General features: G+C 65.6%; 17 protein-coding genes and 1 riboswitch. Of the genes, 3 read left to right on the top strand and 14 right to left on the bottom strand.

Annotation, left to right across the window (positions count from 1 at the left end; genetic code table 11):
• Positions 1 to 7 precede the first annotated feature (7 nt).
• The 3 genes from cobT to cobO form a co-directional block, all read right to left on the bottom strand.
• Positions 8 to 1,021, bottom strand: a complete 1,014-nt coding sequence (cobT, locus tag C8J25_RS17435; protein WP_107955636.1) for a nicotinate-nucleotide--dimethylbenzimidazole phosphoribosyltransferase — start codon at positions 1,019 to 1,021, stop codon at positions 8 to 10.
• On the bottom strand, positions 1,018 to 1,425 hold the full coding sequence (locus C8J25_RS17440; protein WP_107955637.1) for a DUF1636 domain-containing protein: 408 nt from the start codon (positions 1,423 to 1,425) through the stop codon (positions 1,018 to 1,020). Before C8J25_RS17440 ends, cobT begins: the two co-directional genes overlap by 4 nt.
• 171 nt (positions 1,426 to 1,596) lie before the next feature.
• A riboswitch (cobalamin riboswitch) is annotated at positions 1,597 to 1,790 on the bottom strand.
• 191 nt (positions 1,791 to 1,981) lie between these two features.
• Entirely contained in the window at positions 1,982 to 2,581 is a 600-nt protein-coding gene (gene cobO, locus C8J25_RS17445; RefSeq protein ID WP_425275480.1) for a cob(I)yrinic acid a,c-diamide adenosyltransferase, read from the bottom strand.
• Positions 2,582 to 2,641: 60 nt separating this feature from the next.
• Between cobO and C8J25_RS17450 the strand changes: the two genes are divergently transcribed.
• Entirely contained in the window at positions 2,642 to 4,258 is a 1,617-nt protein-coding gene (locus C8J25_RS17450; protein WP_107955639.1) for an NAD(P)/FAD-dependent oxidoreductase, read from the top strand.
• Between the two features lie 356 nt (positions 4,259 to 4,614).
• Here the strand turns inward: C8J25_RS17450 and C8J25_RS17455 are convergent, their stop codons facing one another.
• From C8J25_RS17455 to C8J25_RS17485, 7 genes are all read right to left on the bottom strand, one after another.
• A complete protein-coding gene (locus C8J25_RS17455; protein ID WP_107955640.1) occupies positions 4,615 to 5,292 on the bottom strand; it encodes a peptidylprolyl isomerase in 678 nt (225 codons plus the stop codon).
• A gap of 366 nt (positions 5,293 to 5,658) precedes the next feature.
• Positions 5,659 to 5,964 (bottom strand): UBP-type zinc finger domain-containing protein, encoded by a 306-nt coding sequence (locus C8J25_RS17460; protein ID WP_107955641.1) that lies wholly within the window; start codon positions 5,962 to 5,964, stop codon positions 5,659 to 5,661.
• Positions 5,961 to 7,619 carry an FAD-dependent oxidoreductase gene (locus C8J25_RS17465; RefSeq protein WP_107955642.1) on the bottom strand — a complete coding sequence of 553 codons (1,659 nt, stop codon included), beginning with the start codon at positions 7,617 to 7,619 and terminating at the stop codon, positions 5,961 to 5,963. Before C8J25_RS17465 ends, C8J25_RS17460 begins: the two co-directional genes overlap by 4 nt.
• A complete protein-coding gene (locus tag C8J25_RS17470) occupies positions 7,616 to 8,998 on the bottom strand; it encodes an FAD-containing oxidoreductase (protein ID WP_208622631.1) in 1,383 nt (460 codons plus the stop codon). The genes C8J25_RS17465 and C8J25_RS17470 overlap by 4 nt, the downstream gene beginning before the upstream one ends.
• On the bottom strand, positions 8,995 to 9,474 hold the full coding sequence (locus C8J25_RS17475) for a DUF4126 domain-containing protein (protein ID WP_107955644.1): 480 nt from the start codon (positions 9,472 to 9,474) through the stop codon (positions 8,995 to 8,997). The genes C8J25_RS17470 and C8J25_RS17475 overlap by 4 nt, the downstream gene beginning before the upstream one ends.
• A gap of 170 nt (positions 9,475 to 9,644) precedes the next feature.
• On the bottom strand, positions 9,645 to 10,172 hold the full coding sequence (locus C8J25_RS17480; protein ID WP_244187185.1) for a RidA family protein: 528 nt from the start codon (positions 10,170 to 10,172) through the stop codon (positions 9,645 to 9,647).
• Positions 10,173 to 10,240: 68 nt separating this feature from the next.
• The gene (locus C8J25_RS17485) at positions 10,241 to 12,670 is read right to left on the bottom strand and encodes a TonB-dependent receptor plug domain-containing protein (RefSeq protein ID WP_107955645.1); all 2,430 of its coding nucleotides are present in this window, start codon (positions 12,668 to 12,670) and stop codon (positions 10,241 to 10,243) included.
• 310 nt (positions 12,671 to 12,980) lie between these two features.
• Here C8J25_RS17485 and htpG point away from each other — a divergent pair, with 310 nt between their 5' ends.
• The gene (htpG, locus tag C8J25_RS17490) at positions 12,981 to 14,885 is read left to right on the top strand and encodes a molecular chaperone HtpG (RefSeq protein WP_107955646.1); all 1,905 of its coding nucleotides are present in this window, start codon (positions 12,981 to 12,983) and stop codon (positions 14,883 to 14,885) included.
• 78 nt (positions 14,886 to 14,963) lie between these two features.
• Complete coding sequence (locus tag C8J25_RS17495) at positions 14,964 to 17,195, top strand: glycoside hydrolase family 3 N-terminal domain-containing protein (protein WP_107955647.1); 2,232 nt, start codon at positions 14,964 to 14,966, stop codon at positions 17,193 to 17,195.
• A gap of 18 nt (positions 17,196 to 17,213) precedes the next feature.
• Here the strand turns inward: C8J25_RS17495 and C8J25_RS17500 are convergent, their stop codons facing one another.
• From C8J25_RS17500 to C8J25_RS17515, 4 genes are all read right to left on the bottom strand, one after another.
• Positions 17,214 to 17,813 (bottom strand): ATP-binding cassette domain-containing protein, encoded by a 600-nt coding sequence (locus C8J25_RS17500; protein ID WP_107955648.1) that lies wholly within the window; start codon positions 17,811 to 17,813, stop codon positions 17,214 to 17,216.
• The gene (gene modB, locus C8J25_RS17505; RefSeq protein WP_107955649.1) at positions 17,803 to 18,492 is read right to left on the bottom strand and encodes a molybdate ABC transporter permease subunit; all 690 of its coding nucleotides are present in this window, start codon (positions 18,490 to 18,492) and stop codon (positions 17,803 to 17,805) included. Before modB ends, C8J25_RS17500 begins: the two co-directional genes overlap by 11 nt.
• Positions 18,492 to 19,250, bottom strand: a complete 759-nt coding sequence (modA, locus tag C8J25_RS17510) for a molybdate ABC transporter substrate-binding protein (protein ID WP_107955650.1) — start codon at positions 19,248 to 19,250, stop codon at positions 18,492 to 18,494. Before modA ends, modB begins: the two co-directional genes overlap by 1 nt.
• 79 nt (positions 19,251 to 19,329) lie before the next feature.
• A complete protein-coding gene (locus C8J25_RS17515) occupies positions 19,330 to 22,698 on the bottom strand; it encodes a polysaccharide deacetylase family protein (RefSeq protein ID WP_107955651.1) in 3,369 nt (1,122 codons plus the stop codon).
• Positions 22,699 to 22,919 lie beyond the last annotated feature (221 nt).

Below are 22,919 nucleotides of genomic sequence, written 5' to 3' on the forward strand. Positions count from 1 at the left end.
GAGCCGGTCACGCGACCGAGACCCCCGCCTCGGCAAAGGTCGCCATCTCGTCATGCGCCGCCAGCGCCGCGCGAACGAGCAAGGTCGCAGTCGCCGCGCCGCTTCCCTCGCCGAGCCGCATGCCGAGCGACAGCAGCGGGTCGAGGTCCAACGCCCGCAACAGGCGCGCATGACCCGGCTCGGCCGACACGTGGCCGGCAAGACAATGCGCGAGGATATCCGGGCACGCAGCGGCGATCGGCGCGACCGCGGCACAGCATATGAAGCCGTCGAGCATGACGGGCACGCCAGCGAGACGCGCCGCGAGGACCGCGCCTGCGATCGCCGCAAGTTCACGACCGCCGAGCCTGCGTAGCGTCTCGAACGGGGTGGTCAGTGCGTCCCGGTGCAGCGCCAGCCCGGCCTCCACGGTCGCGATCTTGCGGGCCATGCCGTCGTCGTCGACTCCGGTACCGGGCCCGACCCAGTCGCGTGCCGATCCATCGAAGCTGGCGAGGCACAGCGCGGCGGCGGAGGTCGAGTTGCCGATCCCCATTTCGCCCAGCACGATCAGATCGGGCGCGTCCGCAACGACGGCGGCGCCCGCATTGATCGCGTCGAGGCATTCCTCCTCCGACATCGCCGGGGCGACGGTGAAATCGATCGTCGGCCGGTCGAGGTCGAGCGGGACGACTCTGAGGTCGAGCCCCGCCGCGCGCGACAGCGCGTTGATTGCCGCGCCGCCATGTTCGAAATTGGCCACCATCTGCGCCGTGACGGAGGCCGGAAACGCACTGACGCCGCGATCGACGATGCCGTGATTACCCGCGAAGATCACCACCCGGCCGCGATCGAGCCGCGGGCGTTCATGGCCCTGCCAGCCGGCCATGAAGACGGCAATCTCTTCCAACCGCCCGAGCGAACCCGGCGGTTTGGTCAATTGCCCCTGACGCGCCACCGCCGCCGATCGGGCGGCTTCGTCAGCCTGTGGCAACGCGCGCAAGGATGACAGAAATGCCCCGGCCGTGGGAAAAAAGGTCATTCGACGACGAACCCGGCGGGCGGCGTACGGGTGATGAAGTGGCCCTTCACGCCCTGCGGCCATTGCTTGAACGGCACCTGCCCGAACGTGCTCTCGCCGTAGAGCCGCGCGTAATCGAGGATGGCGCGCGCGGCGTCTTCGGTCGGCTCGAACCGGCCGAGCACATAGCCGACCTTGGCAGGTGCGCGCAGGTGGATCGTGCAGAAATCCTGGCACGCGAACAGGCACGGCATCTCCTGCACCGCGACGTCGGCATAAGCGGGATCGCTCGCCTGCACCGCCTTCAATGCGCTGACGAGCCGCGCGCCGCCGCGTTGGCCGTGCTCATCGTCGCGCGCATCGGTGGAATGGCGGCACGTATTGCACGCGACCACCGCGACGCCGTCTTCGACCGGCTTCAGCATGTCCGTTCCCGGACGATCTTGGAACGATGTGAACTTGGCATAGAAACCCCTTCGGACAGTCGGTCTCGCACGACGCGAAGGGCGAAGGTGCATGCCTCCAGCCTCCGCGCAACGCGAAGCGATGTCGTCGCTCGGGGTAGTACCCGTCCGTTCGGCGCACCCTGGCCGGACGAAAGACGACCGCGACGGGCAGGTCTCCTGGCTCGCGGGTCAACGCCGTCCGCGCCGCCTTCTCGGGACCATCCCAATGGCATGAGGCACGATGGCTCGCCGCGTACAGTTGCAGGGGCAGCCGGGTGTTTCCCGTTCCCATTTTCATCCCCCTCCGCGCGAGCGTCGGGGGAACCTGTCGCGGGGGGATCGATAGGCGGGAGGAAGACACGGCGCAAGACACGGCTACGTCGGTTAGACGTCCGCCAGCCATCCCCACGCGCTCCCGTCATCCTGACGAAAGTCAGGATCCAGGGTAACGGGCGGTGGCCTTCGTGGCTCTGGATCCTGACTTTCGTCAGGATGACGGACGGTGGCTGTTTTGGGCCGCAGAGTACGGAGCCGCCTAGAACTCCACGCCCGCCTGCGCCTTCACCCCCGACCGGAACGGATGCTTCACCTGCGTCATCTCGGTTACCAGGTCCGCCATCTCGATCAGCGCGTCCGGCGCGTTCCGCCCGGTCACCACGACATGCGTCATCTCGGGCTTCTCGGCTAACACGGCCAGCACCTCGTCGACCGGCAGATACTCATACCGCAACACGATATTGAGTTCATCCGCGACCACCATCGCGTACGACGGGTCGGCAATCATCCGCTTGACCTCGTCCCACGCCTCGCGCGCCACCGCGATGTCGCGCGCGCGATCCTGCGTGTCCCAGGTAAAGCCCTCCCCCATCGGCTTGAACTCGCATAGGTCCGGGAACGCATCGAAAACCGCCTTCTCGCCGGTCGTCATCGCGCCCTTGACGAACTGTACCACGCCAACCTTGCGCCCATGTCCGATCATCCGCACCGCCATGCCGAACGCGGCGGTCGACTTGCCCTTGCCCTTGCCGGTGTGGACGATGATCAGGCCCTTCTCGATCGTCTTGCTCGCGACGATCCGGTCGTGGACCTCCTTGCGCTTGGCGCTCTTGGCATTCTGCTCGTCGTCGGTCCGCATGATCAAGTCCTCTCGTCCTCCCGATGGCGGATCGCGCCGCGCGGCGCTAGAGCGACCGACATGCTCCGCATCACCGACCTCAAGCTCCCGCTCAACCACGCCGACGAAGCGCTGCCCGCCGCGATCCGCGATCGCCTGCGCGTCACCCCGCGCGACCTGATCCGCTACACCATCGCGAGGCGCGCGCACGATGCGCGTGACAAGATGGACATTCAGCTCGTCTATTCGGTCGACGTCACGCTGAAGAACGAGGACACCGTCCTCACGCGCTTCCGAAAGGATCGCCACGTCCAGCGTACCCCCGACACGGGCTATCGCTTCGTCACCAAGGGCGGCGCGAGCTACACCGGCCCGCGTCCCGTAGTCGTCGGCGCAGGCCCCTGCGGGCTGTTCGCCGGCCTGATCCTCGCGCAGATGGGGTTCCGCCCGATCATCCTCGACCGCGGCAAGGTCGTCCGCGAGCGCACCAAGGACACTTGGGGCCTGTGGCGCAAAAGCGTCCTCAACCCCGAATCCAATGTCCAGTTCGGCGAGGGCGGCGCCGGCACCTTCTCCGACGGCAAGCTCTGGAGCCAGATCAAGGACCCGCGCCACTTGGGCCGCAAAGTCCTGACCGAGTTCGTCAAAGCCGGCGCGCCGCCCGAAATCCTCACCGAGGCGCACCCGCATATCGGCACCTTCCGCCTCGTCACGATGGTCGAGAGCATGCGCGAGACGATCGAGGCGCTCGGCGGCGAATACCGCTTCTCGACCCGCGTCGACGGTCTCGACATCGTCGAGGAAGCCGGCACCCGCCGGCTCCGCGGCCTCCACCTCAGCACCGGCGACTATCTCGAAGCGAACCACGTCGTTTTCGCGGTCGGCCACAGCGCGCGCGACACGTTCGAGATGCTGCATGCGAAAGGCGTATACGTCGAAGCCAAGCCGTTCTCGATCGGCGTCCGCATCGAACACCCGCAATCGTGGATCGACGAAGCCCGGTTCGGGCCGTGCGCCGGCCATCCCGATCTCGGCGCCGCGGCGTACAGCCTGTCGCACCACTGCAAGAACGGGCGGACGGTCTACAGCTTCTGCATGTGCCCGGGCGGCACCGTCGTCGCCGCGACCTCCGAGGAAGGCCGCGTAGCGACCAACGGCATGAGCCAATATTCGCGCAACGAACGCAACGCGAACTCGGGGATCGTCATCGGCATCGACCCCGAGCGCGACTATCCCGGCCACCCGCTCGCCGGCATCGAACTGCAACGCCACTGGGAATCGCGGGCGTATGTGGCCGGCGGTTCGAACTACAAGGCACCCGCGCAACGCATCGGCGACCTGATTGCGGGCCGCGCGTCGACTGCGCTGGGCTCGGTTATCCCGTCGTACAAGCCGGGGGTGCACATGACCGACCTGTCGGAGTGCCTGCCCGACTTCGCGATCACTGCTTTGCGGGAAGCGTTGCCAGCGTTCGGACGCGAGATTCCGGGTTACGACCATCCTGATGCGGTGCTCACAGGGGTCGAGACGCGAACCTCGTCGCCGGTCAGGATCACGCGGGGCGATGATTTCGTCAGCCTCAACACAGCCGGTCTGTTCCCGGCGGGCGAAGGCGCTGGCTATGCCGGGGGCATCCTTTCCGCCGCGGTCGACGGGATCAAGGTCGCGGAGGCGGTTGCGTTGAGCCTCACTGCTTAAGCCGTTTCGTTCCCCCGCGAAGGCGGGGGTCCAGGAGCCACAAATACCTGCATTCGTTACCTTGGGCTCTCGCCTTCGCGGGAGAACAGAGGGTTGCGGCGCCGAAGTTTAGGGCATGATCGTCAGGACCAAATCTCAGCGCCCCACCCCGGCGGAGGCCGGGGCCCAGTTGGGAAGCAGTAGTAACTGCGCTCAGCGTACTCTTACTCTGACATGCGCAACTGGACCCCGGCCTCCGCCGGGGAGGTGCGGTACACGTATGGTGATCACTCTCGATGCCACGGTAAATTCGAACGAGAAACAGCCGGCTCGGACGATGCCCTTGGCAAGGAACTGCCCTGTCGCCGTCCGGCCAATCACTTCCGCCGCTGCGGCCCCGTCTCGATCAACCATGCCCGCGGCAGCCCCGTCGGCTTCGCCACCCCATCCAACCGCCGCGCACTCATCAAAGCGACCCGCTTCAGGATCATCTGGTCCTTGAACGCGTCCATCCCGCCGCCGGTCGGCTTGGCGAGAATGCGCTTCACCACGTCCATGCCCGCGACGACGTGCCCGAACGCCGCATAGCCCGGATAGCCCGCGCGCGCGTCCATCGCCGGCGCCGGCCCGACCGTGATGAAGAAATTCCCGCCAGCCGATGCCGGCGTCATCCCCCGCGCCATCGAGATCGTCGCGTCGAGATGCTTGATCCCGGTCATCGCCGTGGTCTCGAGCGGAAACGGCGGCAGGATCCGCCGTGCATCGGTGCGGATGCCTGCCTGGATGAAGCCGAGCTTCGGCGCGGACTTCTGGCGGCTCGCTCGGTAGAAGTCCGTGCCGTCGAACCGGCCGTCATCGACATAGGCGAGGAAATTCGCGGTGGTCTTCGGCGCATGGCGGGCGTCGAGCGCCAGCAGGATCGGCCCCTCCGACGTGACTAGGCGCACGCGAACAAGGCCCGGCTTCGGTCCCGGTTCGGCGCGCTGAACCTGCCGCCTCGCCGACTGCGCCGTTCCCGCAGTTGCCAAGGCCGCAATGGCTACGAAGCCCATCATCAAACGCCGCACTTCGAACACTCACGCCTTTACCGATGGCGTCGGCTACCCTTCCGTATGTGGTGAAGCAAGCGTGTGGGAATATGTGAGGGAGAACTGTACGATAACAGCGCTAGTTCGAGACCGTGCGAAGCTCTAGCTTGCACCTTAGATCAGCGTCGCGAACGCCTACTTCCTAGACAACTCCCCGGCGAAGGCCGGGGCCCAATTGGGCAACGTGGCTAATGGAGGCTGCGCGAATCCACTCAGCCATACCAATTGGGCCCCGGCTTTCGCCGGGGAGGTGTACTGGTATGGTTTGTCTTTAAGCTCTCGTGTGCGCCGGATAATTAATATTGCACCGCGACGCCGACCGCCCCCCGCCCATCAAACATAGCGCGGAATCGGCCCCACCTGCGGCGTCTGGTCCGGCAGGTCTACCATCGTCTCGTCCACGAAACACCAGCCCCAGCCCTCCGGCGGGTCGTACCCCTCGATGATCGGATGCCGCGTCGCGTGGAAGTGGGCGGTCGCGTGGCGGTGGGGGGAGTCGTCGCAGCAGCCGACATGGCCGCACGCCCGGCACAGCCGCAGATGCACCCACTCGCTGCCGATCCGGAGGCACTCCTCGCACCCCTTAGCGGTCGGCGTCACGTCGCGGATCGTATCCATGTGCGTGCACCCGTAGCTCATGTTGCACCCCTTTCCGCCATGTCGGCCAAAACACTATGGATCTGCGCGACCACCGCCGCGCCTTCGCCAACCGCCGCCGCGACGCGCTTGGTCGAGCCGGCGCGGACATCGCCGATCGCGAACACGCCCGCGCGGCTCGTCTGTAACGGCAACGCGGCGGCGCCGGTGACGATGAACCCCTTCTCGTCGGTATCGACACAGCCCTTCAGCCAGCCCGCATTGGGGTCCGCGCCGATGAACAGAAACAGGTGTCGCATCGCGCACCGCGTCTCGGCGCCGTCGCTGCGTTGGCGGAAGATCGCCCCCGTGAGTCCGGTGGCACCCTCGCCCTCCAGACCGACAATCTCGGTGCCGACGCGGATCGTCACGTTGGGCAGCGCGGCGATCCGGTCGATCAGGTATTTCGACATCGTCGCAGCCAAGGGGCGGCGCACGATCAGGTGCAGATGCTTCACGCGCGGTGCGAGGAACACCACCGCCTGCCCGGCCGAGTTGCCGCCGCCGACCAGCGCGACCTCCTCGCCCTCGCACAACCGCGCCTCGATCGGCGAGGCCCAATAGGACACGCCGGCGCCCTCGAACTCCGCCAGGTCGGGGATGTCTGGCCGCCGATACCGCGCGCCCGACGCCACGATCACGGTTCGCGACTGGACGCGCCGATCGCCCGGCAGTTCGAGCGCGAGCGGGTCGCCCGCGGGCCGATCCTCGTCGCAATCGAGATGTTCGACGGTCAGCGGGATCGCGATCTCAGCCCCGAACTTCAACGCTTGGTTGAATGCGCGCCCGGCCAGCGCCTGCCCCGAAATGCCGGTCGGGAAGCCCAGGTAGTTCTCGATCCGCGCCGATGCCCCCGCCTGCCCGCCGATCGCACGCTCGTCGAGCACGATCACCGACAGCCCCTCCGACGCTGCATACACCGCCGCCGCCAGCCCCGCCGGCCCCGCGCCGACGATCGCGACGTCGTACACGGTATCGGGATCGAGCTCGGGCGTGATGCCTAGGCACGCCGCGACCTCGATATCGGACGGTCTTTTCAGCACCGTACCGTTGGGACAAACGACCAGCGGCAGATCGCTCGACGCGACACCAGTCCGCTCGACCAGTGCACGCCCCTCGTCGTCGGATGCAGCATCGAGGACGATGTTCGGATAGCCCGATCGCGTGAGAAACCCCTGTAGCCGGACGACGTCGGGACTGTCCGGCAGGCCGACGATCACCGTCCCCCCGCTGCCCTGCTCGATCAGGCCGACGCGGCGCAGGATCAGCGCGCGCATCACGATCTCGCCGACGTCCGCGGAGCCGACCATCAGCGCGCGCAGATGCGCCGGATCGAACGGCAGTGCGGTACAGCCGGTGGGGCCAGCGGTGCCGCCCGCAATCGTCGGGCGTCCGGCGAGCTGGTTTACCTCGCCCGTCAATTGCCCCGGGCCGTGCGTGGTGATCGGCGCCTCGTGACTGAGCCCGTCGCGACGGACGACGTCGATCGTTCCTTCGAGCACGAGCCATGCCGCGACGCCTTGCTCGCCGATCGCATAGACCTGCTCGCCCGCGGCAAACACGCGCGGCGGACCGCTCGCAAAGCGCTTGGCCGTCTGAAGCTGTTCCGCGTTGAGCACCGGGAACATCTGGTGATCGCGCGCGCCGAGATCGCTCATGTCTGCGCCACTGGTTCGAGCCCGAGCAACAGCGTCGGGATCAGTTCGGACACGGTCGGATGGATCGGAACCGCCCAGCGCAGCGCGGCCAACGGCTGGTCGGCGTTCATCATGTCGAGGATCCCGTGGATCGCCTCATCGCCACCGGTGCCGAGGATCGCCGCTCCCAATATCCGCTGTGTTTCCGCATCCGCCACGATCTTCATGAACCCCTTCGTCTCGCCCTTTTCGACCGCGCGCCCGACGCGGGTCATCGGCCGCTTCGAGACCAGGATCGTCCGCCCGGTCTTCTCCGCCTCCGCCTGCGTCATCCCGACCCGGCCGAGCGGCGGATCGGTATAGAGCGCATAGCCGACCAGCCGCTGGCTCAGCGTCCGGTCGTCATGATCGAGCAGGTTCGCCGCAACGATCTCGAAATCGTTGTACGCCGTGTGGGTGAACGCGCCGCGCCCGTTGCAATCACCGAGCGCCCAGACCCCCGGCACGTTGGTCTGCAGCATGTCGTCGACGGTGACATAACCCTTCGGATTGGTCTCGATCCCGGCGAGATCGAGCCCGAGGTCGTCGGTATTGGGGCGCCGGCCGACCGCCAGCAGCACATGGCTCCCGATCACCTTCGGATCGCCCGCCTGGCAATCGACCGACACCGCGACACCGCCCGCATGGCGCGCGAATGCGATGCAGTTCGCGCCGGTTCGCACGGTGATCCCCTCGTCTTCCAATATGCCGCGGACGGCGTCCGACACGTCGGCATCCTCGTGCGCAATCAGCCGTTCGCCGCGCTCCACAACCGTCACCGCGGCGCCGAACCGGCGATACATCTGCGCGAACTCGAGCCCGACATAGCTCCCGCCGACGACGACAAGATGCGCGGGAATCTGTTCCAGCGCGACCATGTCGGTATTGTCGAGATGCGGCACGTCGCCGACACCGGGCATGTCCGGCACGCTCGCGCGCCCACCGACGTTGAGGAAAATGCGCGGCGCGGTCATCTCCTCGCCGTCGACGGCGATCGTCCGCGGTCCGGTGAAGCGGGCGTGGCCGCGCAGGAAGGTGAGGCCCGCCATCCCCTCGAGCCAGCGCTCGTTGCCTAATCGCGCGTCCATCACGACCTTGCGCGCGCGGGCCGCGACGGCAGGCATGTCGACCGTGACATCGCCGGTCGCGATGCCAAAATCCGCCGCGCGTCGTACGAGGTGCGCGGCATAGGCGCTCGCCACCAGCGTCTTGGTCGGCATGCAGCCGGTGTTGACGCACGTCCCGCCAACCAGCTTGCGCTCGATCAGCGCAACCGTCATCCCCGCGGCGGTGAGGCGGCCTGCCAGCGGTGGCCCGGCCTGCCCGGCACCGATGATGATCGCGTCGAAATTCCGCATCAGATCGACAGCACCACCAGCGCCGCCAGGAGGATCGCGACCGCATCCTCGATCAGCGCGGCCGGTCGATCGCTCCCGAACGTTGCCGCCAGTCGCGCGCGCAAGGCCGAGCCGCCATAAATTCCGAAGACCGCACCGACGATCCCGAGAACGATCCCCGGCAACGGCACGCCGATGCCGTACCCCACCGCCGCACCCGATACCCCGCCCGTGAGCAGCCGCACGACGAACTGAGGCGGCACCTTGCGGCTGGGCGTCGACGGCAGCTGATCGGTGACGAGTTCGGTGGCCGCGAGCAGCGTGAAGATCCACGGCGTGAACCGGTAGCCGAGGAACGCGAGCCACGTCCCCTGCAACGGCAACGTCCCCTTGCTCGCGGCCCAGGCTACCGCGGCAGGCGCCAGCATCGCGCGCAACCCCGCGACGATGCCGATGACAAAGGCGAGGATCAGTCCGTGAACGAGCGGGGGGACGAGCATGGCGGTCTCCGATCCGGTGTGTCCGACATCGTCCCACGCACCGCCCCGAGCGTCAATTCGTTACGCATCCGATCTGGCCTCGATCCAGTCGCGGGTTACCTGCCGCCAACCACCCGACCGGACCAAGCACCTGATATCGAAAGCGAACACAAGGCCATTTTCGCCCGAATTTATTTCGCCGCCGTCGCCTCGATCTCGACCAGGAACGCCGGCCCTGCGAGGGCCGCAACCTGGACGGTCGATCGCGCGACGGTGTTGGGGTTCTCCGCCGTCCCGAAATACAACTTGAACGCGTCGTTCATGCCGGCAAAATCCATCTTGCCGCCGAGCTTCGGATCGCCCGCGACGAACACGGTGAGCTTGATGATGTCGCTCATCGCATAGCCTTGAGTCGCCAAGATCGTCTTGATCTTGTTGAAGACGCTGATCGTCTGCGTCTTGGTATCGCCGAAATCGGCGGTCGTCAGTTGTGCCGGTGGCGTCTTGCTGGCCGGATCGATGGGAGCGGCCAGCTGCCCGCTAAGATACAGCATCTTCGCACCCGACGGCACGGTGACCCCCTGCAGGATCAGTCCCGGCGGCGTGTTGGCGTGCCGGACGATCGCCGACTTGCCATCCGCGGCCATAGCTACCGCCGGCAGTGCGAGCATTGTGCAGGTCGCCACGGCAAGCGCGATGGTCTTCGTCTTGATCGTCATACGTCTTTCTCCCAATTGCCGATACGAATGGTTCGGGCGCGGCGCGGTGTGACGCCGCGCCCGATCTCTCAGAAGCTCACGTTCATGCGCGCATAATAATAGCCGCCATTGATGCCGTACGGGCTGAACGTCAGCGGCGCATCGAGCTGATTGCCGCCCCCAACCAAGGTCGCATTGGTCGTACCCGGCACCAAGCCGAGCGTCGGTGACTTCTTGTTGAAGACGTTGTTCGCACCGATCGACAGTTCGAGGTCGTCGGTCGCCTTGAAGTTCAACTCGACGTCGCCGATGAACGCGGTGCCGATCGTCTGCTTGTAGAAGGTGCCGCCGTCCGGACTGTATCGGGCCGAGCTCTTGCCGTAGACCGTACCACGCAGCGTCATCGAGAATTTCTCGATCGAATAGAAGGTCGAGCCGATGACCTTCACGCGCGGCGATGCGGTCTCGATATTGGCGCGGGCGCCTTGATCGAACAGAGGCACCGTGATCGTCTGCCCGAGCACGTTGACCAAAGGCGGTGCCGACATGACCTTGATGATCTTGGTCTGGTTGTAGTTACCGGACAGGGTCCAGGTCGCATTGCCATACTCGCCAAAATCGCTCGCATAGCTGGCGACGACATCGATACCGCGGGTCCGGGTATCCGCGCCGTTGGTGAAGATGTTGATGCCGGTCTGCGTCACCGTCGGATCGAGCACGTTGCCGTTCGCGCGGATCGCCGCCGTCACGACGGGGAAGTTGACGTTGACCGGCGAGGTCGCACCGCCCCCGCCGAACAGCGAGCCCGTGCCGAGAATGCGGTCCTCGATCTTCACCTGGTACGCGTCGATCGTGATCGTCAGGCGCGGCACCGGGCGGATGACCGTACCCAGGCTATAGTTGGTCGATTTCTCTGGCTTTAGATTGGCGAAACCGAGCAGCTTGGCCGCTGCCGAATTGGCCGGCAACTGCACGAAGGCGGACGTGGGCGAGACGTTGGTCGCGGAGTAGAAGGATTCCGCCAGCGTCGGTGCACGGAACCCCGTCGAGAACGTACCCCGCAGCGCGAACGCATCGGAGAAGTCGTAGCGGGTCGTGCCCTTGTAGATGAACTTGCTGCCGAAATCGGAATAATGCTCGTACCGACCGGCGACATCGACCTTCCAGCCCTCGACCGGCATCAGCGCCACATCAACATAGCCCGCCTGCGAATTCCGCCCGTTGACGCCCGCATCCGAACTGCGGAAACCGGGATAAGATTGTCCGCCTTCCTTGTAGGTCGAGGCGGCATCGCCCGCGCCGATCTCGTAGACGTTCTTACGATATTCCCCACCGAAAGCGAGGTTGATCGGTGCCGCCATGCCCGCTTCGATCTCATGCGTGAAATCGGCGTTTGCGGTCAGCTCGCTCGATTTGAAAAAGCCGTTGTAGAAGGTGGTCGGCGTAAAGCCGGTATCTGCGTAGAGCGAGGCGTTTGCCGAATTGACGGTATAGATCTCGTTCTTGTCCTGTCCGAACGTCGACGACAGGTCGTAGTGGAAGCCGCTGACGTCACCGCGGACGCCGCCGGTGAACGCCATGTCCTCCTCGCGTATTTTTTCCCGCGGGGAAAAGCCGTTGACCGGGCTATCGCCCTCGGGATCGAAATAGGTCGTTACGCCCGCGACGGTGCGCGATACGCGGGTCGGCACCCGGACATTCTCGTAAGCGCTGGCGACCCGGCGTGAGTAGGTGCCGAAGCTGTACGCCTCGATACCGCCGAAATCATACGCCGAGTTATACTGGAGGTTGATGAGGCGGGACTGCGCATCGCCGCTGATCTTGTTCACGTAGGGGAAGTCGGACATCCCCGGATAGAGACTTTGCTGAAGCGGCGTGATCGACGGCGTCGTCGCGCTCGTCAGCAGCTTGCCGTTGATATCGGTGACGCGTCGATCGAGCCCGCCGACCTGCGTGAAGTCGTGATAGCGGTAGAAGCCGGTGACGTTGATGAAGCCGTTTTCACCAACCTTGGTCGCGAGATGCAGGCTTCCCCCATAGGTGCGGCCGCCGGTGTCGTAATTCTCGCCAGCAGTCAGCGAAGCGTCGCCGCCTTCCTTGTCGTCCTTCAGGATGACGTTGATGACGCCGGCAATGGCGTCCGAGCCATATTGTGCGGCTGCGCCATCCTCCAGCACCTCGATGCGCTTGATCGACGCTGGCGAGATCAGGTCGAGATCGGCGGTCGCCGCACCCTGGTACGGTCCGCCGAGGACGGCGAGGTTCGACGTGCCGTGTCGTCGCTTGCCGTTGATCAGGACCAGCGTGTGGTTCGGGCTCAACCCACGCAACCGCGCCGACAGCGTCAGGTTGGCCGTGTCGCCGCCGAACGCTTGCGCGGTGAACGACGGTACGAGCTGGGTCAGCACCTGGTTGAGATTGGGCTGGCCGACATGACTCATGAGTTCGGCGTCGAGCACCTTGATCGGGGCAGCGCTTTCGGCCGCCCGAAACGGCACCCCCCTGGGTTTGCCGAACATCAGAATTGCCGGCGGGTCGAACCCGTCAGCAGCCTTGCAGGATCATCATCCCCCGTCAGCCCCGATGGACGTCGGACAGCGATCACAAAAGAACACATCGTTCCTTTGCACGCGATATCTCGACACGTTGCATCTTTTGACTGGACGATTCGGATTGAACATTGCTTTGACATGTAACGCAAATGAAATCTTTACCGCCGCGGTGACGATCTTGTGGCGACAACCCGTGCGAACACGCGGGCCTTGAATTCGGTACGTGCTCCGGCCAATTCTCGGACTGATCATTTCACCAAGAGACCTGTCACATCCTATGACCATCGAAACCGCCCCCGCACCTGAAACTTCCGCGCCCGAAACCCATGCCTTCGAGGCGGACGTTGCGCGGTTGCTCCACATGATGGTGCATTCGGTCTATTCGGATAAGACCGTATTCCTGCGCGAACTGATCTCGAACGCCGCCGATGCGTGTGAAAAGCTGCGGTATGAAGCGTTGAGCGCTCCCGAGTTGCTTGGCGACGAGACCCGGCTGGCGATCGCGATCACGCTCGATCCCGACGCCAAGACGCTGACGATCGAGGACAACGGCATCGGCATGACCGCCGAGGACATGGGCGAGGCGCTCGGCACGATCGCGCGCTCGGGCACCAAGGCGTTCATGGACCGCATTGCGGCGTCGAGCGGTTCGGATGGCGCGCAGTTGATCGGTCAGTTCGGCGTCGGCTTCTATTCCGCGTTCATGGTCGCATCGAAGGTCGACGTGATCTCGCGGCGCGCCGGCGCGGACATCGCCTCGCTCTGGTCGTCGGACGGCCTCGGCACCTACACGATCGCCGATGTGCCGACCGCCGACGCCCCTGCCCGCGGCGCCCGCGTCGTGCTGCACCTGCTCGAAGACGCGACCACCTACACCGACCGGTTCACGATCGAGCGCCTGATCAAGGACCAGTCGGGCCACGTACCCGTGCCGATCACGCTCCGCGAAAAGCCCGATGCCGAGCCGGTCGACATCGCCGACGGTGCGGCGCTCTGGACCAAGCCGAAGGCGGATATCTCCGCGGAGGACTATGCCGATTTCTACCGCAGCGTCTCCGGCCAGTATGACGAACCCGCGCTGACGCTCCACTACCGCGCCGAGGGGCTGCACGAATATTCGGTGCTCGCCTATGTCCCGGGTGCCAAGCCGTTCGACCTGTTCGACCCGGACCGCAATGGCCGCATGAAGTTGTACGTCAAACGCGTCTTCATCACCGACGACGCCGAAGTTTTGCCGCGCTATCTCCGCTTCATGCGCGGACTGGTGGATTCGTCCGACCTGCCGCTGAACGTCTCGCGCGAGATGATTCAGGAGAGCCCGATGCTTTCGGCAATCCGCAAGGGCGTGACCGGCCGCGTACTGTCCGAACTCGACAAGCTCACGACCCGCGATCCTGAAGCGTATGCGAAGATCTGGGACAATTTCGGCGCGGTCCTGAAGGAGGGGCTATACGAGGATTTCGAGCGGCGCGAGGCGCTGCTGAAGCTTGCCCGGTTCAAGACCACGACGTCCGGCGGTGCTTGGCGTTCGGTTGCTGACTATGTCGCGGCGATGAAGGACAACCAGACCGCGATCTATTACGCGGTCGGTACCGATCTCGACCGGCTCGAAGCCTCCCCGCAGCTCGAAGGGTTCCGCGCGCGTGGGATCGAAGTGCTGCTGCTGCCGGACTCGGTCGACGGGTTCTGGGTGACGGCGGGCATCGATCATGACGGCAAGCCGTTCAAGTCGGTCACGCAGGGTGCTGCCGATCTCGGCCTGATCCCGCTCGTCGACGGTGCCGAGCAGCCGACCGCCGATGCGACGCCCGAAGTCGCGGACTTCATCGCGTTCGTGAAAACGACGCTCGCCGATGCCGTCTCCGAGGTTCGAGCGTCCGAGCGCCTCACCGACAGCGCTGTCTGCCTCGTCGCGGCGGACAGCGGCATGGATCGTCAGCTCGAACGCATCCTCGCAGCGAGCGGTCAGGCAATGCCTGCCGCCAAGCCGGTGCTGGAAATCAACCCGCGCTCGGACTTGATCGCCAAGTTGGCAGCGCTCGGCGAAGACGAGACGGCTCTGCGCGAGGACGCGGCGCACCTGTTGTTCGACGAAGCGCAGATCGCCGATGGCGAGCGTCCGGTCGACGCCCGCGCTTTCTCGGCTCGCCTGACGCGACTGTTCACGCGCGCGCTGGGCTAACCGCCCCGACCGCGGTTCCGCAGGTTTGCGGAACCGCGGTCCAGCGACTACCCCGCTCCAAAGACTGAGGAGCAGGATATGTCGCCCATTCTAGACCGTCGCCAGATGTTGACCGGCGGCGCGGCCATCGCTGGCCTATCGCTCGGCTCGACCACCGTGTTTGCGCAAAGCGACCGGATCGAGAGCCTGATCGCCAAGATGACACCCGCCGAAAAAGCGGGCCAGCTCAGTTGCTTCTCGGATCAGATCCGCCCGATCGGCGTCCCCTTCAATCCCGGCCTCGCGACCGGCGGCGCGGCGGAGCAGCTTGCTCGTATCAAGACCGGGCAGATCGGCATGCTCTTCAACGGTGTCGGCTATGCCGGTGCCAAGGCGGCGCAGGACGCCGCGCTCGCGACCCGCTTGAAGATTCCCCTGATCTTCGCCGGCGACGTCATCCACGGCCTCCGCACTGCCTACCCGCTGCCGATTGCAGAGGCCTGCGCGTTCGACCCCGACCTAGCGATGCGCACCGCACGCGCGGCCGCGCTTGAGACCACGGCGCTCGGCATCCACTGGACCTTCGCACCGATGGTCGATGTCGCGCGCGATCAACGCTGGGGTCGTGTCGCGGAAGGCTCTGGTGAAGACCCGTATCTCGGCACGCAACTGGCGAAAGCACGCGTCAGCGGCTTCCAGGGCAACGATCTTCGCGACCCTACGCGCGTCGCTGCCTGTGCCAAGCATTTCGCCGCATACGGAGCGGTTTCCGGTGGCCAGGATTACAACTTCACCGAGATATCGCCCGCAACGCTGCACGAAGTCCATCTGGCGCCGTTCAAAGCTGCGGTCGATGCTGGCGTGGCGACTTTGATGAGCGCGTTCAACGACATCGACGGCGTTCCTTCCAGCGGCAATCACTGGCTGATGACCGACCTGCTGCGCGGCGAATGGCGGTTCCGCGGGATGGTCGTCGGCGACTATACCGCGGACGAGGAACTGATCGCGCACGGCTATGCCGCCGATGGCCGCGACGCCGCGAAGAAGGCGTTCATGGCGGGGATGGACATGGCCATGCAGTCCAACCTGTTCAATCTGTGGCTCCCCGACCTCGTCGAGAAGGGCGAGGTCCCGCTCGCGCGGCTCGACGAAGGCGTCCGCCGCGTGCTTCACCTGAAGGATGCGATCGGCTTGTTCGACAACCCGTACCGCTCGGTCAGCCAGAAAGCGGAACGCACCAGCGTCTCGACGCCCGCCATGTTGAAGCTTAGCCGCGAAGCCGGGGCGCGTTCGATCGTATTGCTAAAGAACGACGGTAACCTGCTGCCCTTGAAGAAGAACCCAGGCCGCATCGCCGTGATTGGTCCGTTCGCGAAGGATCGCAAGAACGTCGTCGGCACCTGGGCGTTCATGGCCGACGAAAAGCTCAACGTCTCGATCGCGCAGGGCCTCCGCGCTCGCGGACTGACGGTCACGACGGCGCCGGGGTCCGAAATCGAAGCGCCCCTGCCCGGCGGAATTGCCGCAGCCGTCGCCGCTGCGCAAAACGCGGACATCGTCCTGCTCGCGGTCGGTGAATCGCAACTCATGTCGGGCGAGGCGCAATCGCGCACCGAAATTACTATTCCCGCACCGCAGATGGCGCTCGCCGAAGCCCTCGCAGCCACCGGCAAGCCAATGATCGTCCTCCTCCGCCATGGCCGCGCTCTTGCTCTGCACGGCGCAGTGAAGGCCGCACCAGCCATCCTCGCGACATGGTTTCTCGGTTCCGAAAGCGGCAACGCGATCGCCGACGTGCTGTTCGGCGACGTCAACCCTTCAGCCAAGCTCTCCGCCAGCTTCCCCAACGAAAGCGGGCAGGAACCGTATTTCTATAATCACAAGAACACGGGTCGCCCGGCGCCGGATACGGGCAGCCAGGAATACAAGTCGCGCTACCGTGAGACCAAGAACGAAGCGCTTTATCCGTTCGGTCACGGCCTGAGCTACACCAGCTTTTCGGTATCGAACGTCGTCGCGCCAGCGCGGATGACCAATGCGCTTACGGTGACCGCCACCGTTACGAACACCGGTGCGCGAGCCGGCGACGAAGTGGTGCAGCTGTACATCCACGACCGGGTCGCCAGCCGCACCCGACCGGTCCGCGAACTCAAGGGGTTCGCGCGCGTCTCACTGGCACCCGGCGCATCGAAGCGCGTGACATTGACCTTGAAGCGCGAAGACCTACGCTTTTGGGGTGACGGCGATTGGGTGATCGAACCGGGCCTGTTCGACCTCTGGGTAGCGACGAGTTCGATCGATGGCGAGAAACAGAGCTTCAAACTCGTATAACCCTGTTCGTCCGCGAAACTACATCCGCACGACCCGGTTTCCGATCCTCTCGGCCTCTTCAGGGTCGTGCGTCACCATCAGGATCGGAAGCTTGAGCACGTCGCGTATATGCTCGATCGCCAGCATGATCTCTTCGCGGCGCGCACGATCGAGCGACGACAGCGGCTCGTCGAGCAACAGGAAGCGCGGTTGGCTGAGCAGCGCCCGGCCAATCGCCACTCGCTGAGCTTCGCCGCCGGAGAGCGTGCGCGGCCAGCGATCGAGCAGATGATCGATGCCGAGAAAACCTATGATGTCCTCGAACCGCTCCGCTTCGCTGCGGACGCCGTACAGCAGGTTCGCGCGCACGCGCTTATGCGGGAATAATCGCGCTTCCTGAAAGACATACCCCGCTCTCCTGCGCTCGGGTGGTACGTCCAAGCCGTCGCCGAACAGCGTTTCGCCATCGACCACGATCCGGCCGCGGTCGGGGCGGAGTAGCCCGGCAACCATGTTGAGAACGCTGGATTTGCCGGCGCCAGACGGGCCGAACAGTACCGTCGCCCCCTCGCCTGCCTCCAGCGTCAACGACACCTGCGTATCGCCGAGGCGTTTCTCGATATCGATCTCAAAGGACATGGAGACCCCGCCCCGCCCGGCGCGTCAACAGTTCCGACGCAATCAGAGCGATCAACGACAAGCCTACGGATACGCAGGATAATCGCCACACGAGTGCATCGGCGCCGGGTTGCTGGAGCGCGGAATAGATCGCCAAGGGCAAGGTCTGCGTCTCGCCGGGCACGTTGGAGACGAAGGTGATCGTCGCGCCGAATTCGCCGATCGATCGCGCAAAGCCGAGTACCGCGCCAGCAAGTACGCCCGGTATGCTTAGCGGCAAGGTCAGCGTCCAGAACACGCGCCACGGCCCCGCACCTAGCGTTCGCGCCGCATTCTCGAGCCGCCTGTCGACCGCTTCGATCGAGATCCGCATCGCACGCACCATCAATGGCAGCGCCATGACGCCCGCCGCGATCGCCGCGCCGGTCCAGCGGAACAGGACCGTCACGCCGAACCACTCCTGCAGCCAAGCGCCGATCGGGCCATTGGGTCCGAACGCGAGCAGCAACAGCCAACCGGTGACGACCGGCGGCACCACCAATGGCAGATGGATCGCCGCATCGACGACGACTTTCCCCGGAAAACGGACGCGCGCGAGTAGCCACGCAAGCGCGAACGCGATCGGCAAGGTCACCGCCATCGCGACGCCGCCGACCTTCAACGACAGCGCGACGATCCCCCATTCGGTCGCGTCGAGCACTAGCGCGCAGAGAACCCGTAGCGGACGAAGATCGCCTTGCCCGCAGGCGAGACGAGGAAGCGGCGAAAGCCCTCGGCCTCCGGATTCGTCGATGTCTTCAGCCGCGCGATCGGATAGGTGATCGCCGGGTGCGTTGCCTCAGGGAAGACACCGGCGATACGAACCTTGGCCGACGCCTTGGCATCGGTCGCGTAGACGATCGCGAGCGGCGCTGCGCCGCGCTCGACCAGTGCCAGCGTCGCGCGGACATTTTCCGCGCGCACCACCTTCGGCGACACCTGCGCCCAGACGCCGAGCTTTTCCAGCGATGCCTGGCCGTATTTTCCGGCGGGCACGGCGGTATCCGCCATCGCCAATGGTCCGGCGGTCAGTACGCGAACGAGCGCAGCGGGCGGGCGAACGGGGATGCGAACCTTGCTACCCGCCGGTGCCGCAACGACGAGGCGGTTGCCGAGGAACGTGACGCGGGTGCTGGCGACGATCAGGTTTTTCGCGGCGAGTGCGTTCATCCAGTCCTCGTCCGCCGACACGAACAAATCCGCCGGCGCACCGGACTCGACCTGCCGCGCGAGCGCTGAAGACGCCGCGAACGAGATCGTCGGCTTCACATGGCCCTTTTTCGCCCACGCATCGGCGGCGGCGGTCAGCGACTCCTGCAACGATGCGGCAGCGAGCACCAAAGGAGGGCGCCGTTGTGCATGCGCACCCGTCGCCCCAAGACTTGCCGCCATCACCAGCGCTGTCGTCAGATACCGCATGCCACCTACCTCTCGAACTCTGCGCGTACCGATATATAGCGCCGGGCCATAACGCCAGCCCGCGCGATATGTTGCGCGGCTAGTTCGCTGTGACCCGCCCGGTCCGGGCCAGCTTGCCCCAGCCGACCAGTGGCCCCCGCAGTGCCTGCGCGATCGCCTTCAGGACGACGTAGTACATTACCTGGCGGTAGCCGATACGCTGCGGGATCAGCAGCCAGAGCAGCCGCCAGCGTTCCTTGCGCTCAAGTGCAAACGCGATCGTCGCGGCAAGCAGATCAATCGCGGTGAAGATCAGCCAATAGGCGAGCATCGTATAGACGTCGTGGCTCGTCTGCTCCCAACCATGCGCCTGCACCGCGACATAGGTCGAGGCGAAGCTGACCAGCAGCGCGAGATCGATGATCGGCGAGATCGACGCGAGCACGATCTGGAATACGATCGCCTGCGGCAATCCGACCCAGCCGAGCCCGCGCGGGTGCGACCGGCCGATCGCGGAGCGGTGTTTGTAGAGGCACTGCAACGTCCCGAACGCCCAGCGGAACCGCTGTTTGGCGAGCGCGCGGATAGTCTCGGGCGCCTCCGTCCAGGCGATCGCGAACTGGTCGTATTGCACCTTCCAGCCGTGGCGCTGGATCGCGATCGTCAGGTCCTGATCCTCGGCGAGCGTGTCATCGGGATAGCCGCCGACGCTGCGGATCGCCTCGAGCCGCCATGCGCCGACCGCCCCCGGCACGACGGTCATAGCGTTCAACCGCGCGAGTGCACGCCGCTCGAGGTTCTGCGCGGTGATGTATTCGAGCGCCTGCCATTTGGTGATCAGGTTCACGCGATTGCCGACCTTCGCGTTACCCGCGACCGCACCAAGCTTGGGATCGTCGAACCAGCGCGCGAGGCGGGCGATCGTCATCGGTTCGAACTGCGTATCGGCGTCGAGCGCAATCACGATCTCGCCGCGCGCGAGTTCGAGCCCGCGGTTAAGCGCGCGTGCCTTGCCGCCGTTCTCCAGCGTCAGCAGGCGGACGCGGTCGTCGCCGGCGAATGCCTCGGCGACCACGCGGCTGGTGCCGTCGCTCGATCCGTCGTCTATGACGATGACCTCGATCGCGACGTCGTCCGACGCCAGCACGCCCTCGACGGCGCGGACGATCACGCGCTCCTCGTTGAACGCCGGGATCATGACCGTCACGAACCGCGACGGGTCGATCGCCGGAAATACGGTCTTCAACTCGCGACGTGCCTGGATCAGCGCCAACGCGGAAAGTGCCAGGGCGCGCAAAATGCCGATCGTGATCGCGATGCCGAAGATCCAGCGGAGCGCGACGACGATGCCGCCGAGCGTGCTGAACAACGCGAGATCGGCGACCGCGGCGACACGGTCGCTCGACGAGATCACCGGCATCGACTGGTTGCGTGACAGCCCGGCGAGCGTTGAGACGGGGACGAAGCTGTAGCCCATCGCGCGCAACCGCTCGATGATGATCGGCAGCGCCGCGACGGTCTCGGCGCGGTTGCCGCCGGCGTCGTGGAGCAGGATGACGTTACCGCTGCGCTCCGGGTTGCCCGCCTCGACGCCGGCAATGGTCCGGTCGATGATCGCCTGCACACCGGGGCGCTTCCAGTCGTCGGGATCGACGTGGAGACCGACCGAAATATAGCCGCGCTGCTGCGCTTCGAGCGCGGGAAGGATTTCGTCCGCAGTGCTCGGCTCGGCATCGCCGAAATAGGGGGCGCGGAACAGCCGCAACGACCGCCCCGTGAACGCCTGGAACAGGCGCTGCGTCGTGTTCAGCTCGTACTTCACCTGCCGCTGCGAGACGTTGGCGAGGTTCGGATGCGTATAGGTGTGGCTGCCGATCTCATGACCTTCGTCGACCATCCGCTGGAGCAAAGGCCGCTCCGTCAGCGCATTCTCGCCGATGACGAAGAACGTCGCGGGCGCATGCTCGCGCTTGAGGATGTCGAGGATCTGCGGCGTCCATTCGGGATCGGGCCCGTCGTCGAACGTCAGCGCCAGTTGCTTCGGACGATAGCCGGTTCGCACCACGACATAGGGCGACGGCATCCGCGTGAAGTTGACGTCGGCGATCGTGCCGTCCTTCGCCGGGACCGCGTCGCGGATGCCGGTAACGGGCTCGGCGGCGATCTTGAGGATCTCTCCGCTGCCCTCGATATCGACATTGGTGCCGGCGGGCATGTTATCGATCGAATCGGGGATCGGCAGTTTCCGATGATCGCGACCCCAGATCGACCAGAGCCCGGGATCCTCCGACCCGAGACGCCAGAGCGCCACGCTGCCGAGACCCGCCTTTTGCAGGAACGCAATCTGGTTGTACGCCGATGCTGCATCGAGCAGCCAGACCTGGTGCTGCACGCCGCCCTCCGAATAGGCGAAGCTGCTGTTGCCACTGGTCTTGTCGAAAGTCGGGACGGTGCCCGAGTCCGCTGCAGCCTGCCATGCCTCCTCGACGTCGAGCGCATCGCCGTTGCCGCTGTCCGCACCAGCATGCCAATCATACGCGTAGGAGCCGATCGCCACGACCAGTTTCGACGGGGGAATGCCGCGCGCTGCGTCGGCGACCATGCGCGCGAACCAGCGTTGCGACGCGATCGGGCCGGGTGCGCCGCTCGTCTCGTGCTCGTCATAGGCCATCAGGAAGACCTTGTCGGTCACCTTGGCATAGGCGGGCAGGCTCCAGTCGGGGTTGGCAACCGGCGCCGCGATCGCGACGACCCAACCGCGGGATGCGAACCGCGCGCGCGTCTCGGCGAGGAAGGCGCGGTAGTTGGGCTGCGCCGATGCGGGCAGGTCCTCGAAATCGTAGAACACACCGCCGGCATGGTTCGCGCTGAGGAACGGTACGAGCTTATCCAGGAAGGCCGCGCGCGCCTTCGGGTCGGCGAACAAAGCCGCGCTGCCCGCACCGTCCCAGTTCCCGTCGACGGCGTTCTGCACCATCGGCAGGATCATCGGGCGGTGCACCGCCTTGTTGAGGATGTCGCGCCCGGCCTGGTCGCGGAACACCGTGATGTGGTGATCCTTGCCCGTGATCGAGACCCAGCCGGGAATCAGCCAGTCGAGTTGTTCGACGTGGCGCGCGAGGCTTGCCGTGCTCGCCTCGTCCCACGGCGCGTGGAAGGCGATCGCGAGCGGCGGGTTGGCGCCGTTGCCAACACCGGGCTTAGCCGCGCTCGTCCCGAACAGTTGCCTGGCGTAGTAGTTGAGGTCGCGCCGGGTCTCGCGAAGAATGCCGCCGCGCGGCGCGGGCAGCTTGTGGAGCGCGGGATGCTCGGGCTCGATCGGCAGCAACGGCGCGGTCGGCACCGCGCCGATCGAGACGGCGAACATCGCGATCGACAACAGCAGCAGCGCAATGAACGCCGCGACGCCAAACGTGAATCGCCGGCGACGACGGCCGCTTGCATCATAGAATACGGGATTGAGCGACATGGAGCGAGTATCAACCGGCCGAAGGAAAACGGCAACTCGCCGCAACGTTGCGCTACAATGCCGTTGGCGCGAGCGCTGCTGAAAAATGCGTCACGCATAGTTTAGGTAGCGGTGCGGCTACTACTGCATCCCCTCCCGCAAGCGGGAGGGGACCGAGGGATGGGCGCCCGGCTTGAGCGAGCGCTGCCGCCGGTAACAGCGCGAGCCCACCCCCGCCCCCT

Origin of the sequence: Sphingomonas faeni (assembly GCF_003053745.1) — a bacterium.
In the GTDB taxonomy this organism is placed as follows: domain Bacteria; phylum Pseudomonadota; class Alphaproteobacteria; order Sphingomonadales; family Sphingomonadaceae; genus Sphingomonas; species Sphingomonas faeni.

What these genes read in the sequence shown, in the direction of transcription:
- C8J25_RS17450 (WP_107955639.1), top strand. Translation starts at nt 2,642, where the DNA reads ATGCTCCGCATCACCGACCTCAAGCTCCCGCTCAACCACGCCGACGAA.
- cobT (WP_107955636.1), bottom strand. Translation starts at nt 1,021, where the DNA reads ATGACCTTTTTTCCCACGGCCGGGGCATTTCTGTCATCCTTGCGCGCG.
- C8J25_RS17480 (WP_244187185.1), bottom strand. Translation starts at nt 10,172, where the DNA reads ATGACGATCAAGACGAAGACCATCGCGCTTGCCGTGGCGACCTGCACA.
- modA (WP_107955650.1), bottom strand. Translation starts at nt 19,250, where the DNA reads ATGCGGTATCTGACGACAGCGCTGGTGATGGCGGCAAGTCTTGGGGCG.
- C8J25_RS17440 (WP_107955637.1), bottom strand. Translation starts at nt 1,425, where the DNA reads ATGCTGAAGCCGGTCGAAGACGGCGTCGCGGTGGTCGCGTGCAATACG.
- htpG (WP_107955646.1), top strand. Translation starts at nt 12,981, where the DNA reads ATGACCATCGAAACCGCCCCCGCACCTGAAACTTCCGCGCCCGAAACC.
- C8J25_RS17475 (WP_107955644.1), bottom strand. Translation starts at nt 9,474, where the DNA reads ATGCTCGTCCCCCCGCTCGTTCACGGACTGATCCTCGCCTTTGTCATC.
- cobO (WP_425275480.1), bottom strand. Translation starts at nt 2,581, where the DNA reads ATGCGGACCGACGACGAGCAGAATGCCAAGAGCGCCAAGCGCAAGGAG.
- C8J25_RS17455 (WP_107955640.1), bottom strand. Translation starts at nt 5,292, where the DNA reads ATGATGGGCTTCGTAGCCATTGCGGCCTTGGCAACTGCGGGAACGGCG.
- C8J25_RS17465 (WP_107955642.1), bottom strand. Translation starts at nt 7,619, where the DNA reads ATGAGCGATCTCGGCGCGCGCGATCACCAGATGTTCCCGGTGCTCAAC.
- C8J25_RS17495 (WP_107955647.1), top strand. Translation starts at nt 14,964, where the DNA reads ATGTCGCCCATTCTAGACCGTCGCCAGATGTTGACCGGCGGCGCGGCC.
- C8J25_RS17500 (WP_107955648.1), bottom strand. Translation starts at nt 17,813, where the DNA reads ATGTCCTTTGAGATCGATATCGAGAAACGCCTCGGCGATACGCAGGTG.
- C8J25_RS17485 (WP_107955645.1), bottom strand. Translation starts at nt 12,670, where the DNA reads ATGTTCGGCAAACCCAGGGGGGTGCCGTTTCGGGCGGCCGAAAGCGCT.
- C8J25_RS17460 (WP_107955641.1), bottom strand. Translation starts at nt 5,964, where the DNA reads ATGAGCTACGGGTGCACGCACATGGATACGATCCGCGACGTGACGCCG.
- C8J25_RS17515 (WP_107955651.1), bottom strand. Translation starts at nt 22,698, where the DNA reads ATGTCGCTCAATCCCGTATTCTATGATGCAAGCGGCCGTCGTCGCCGG.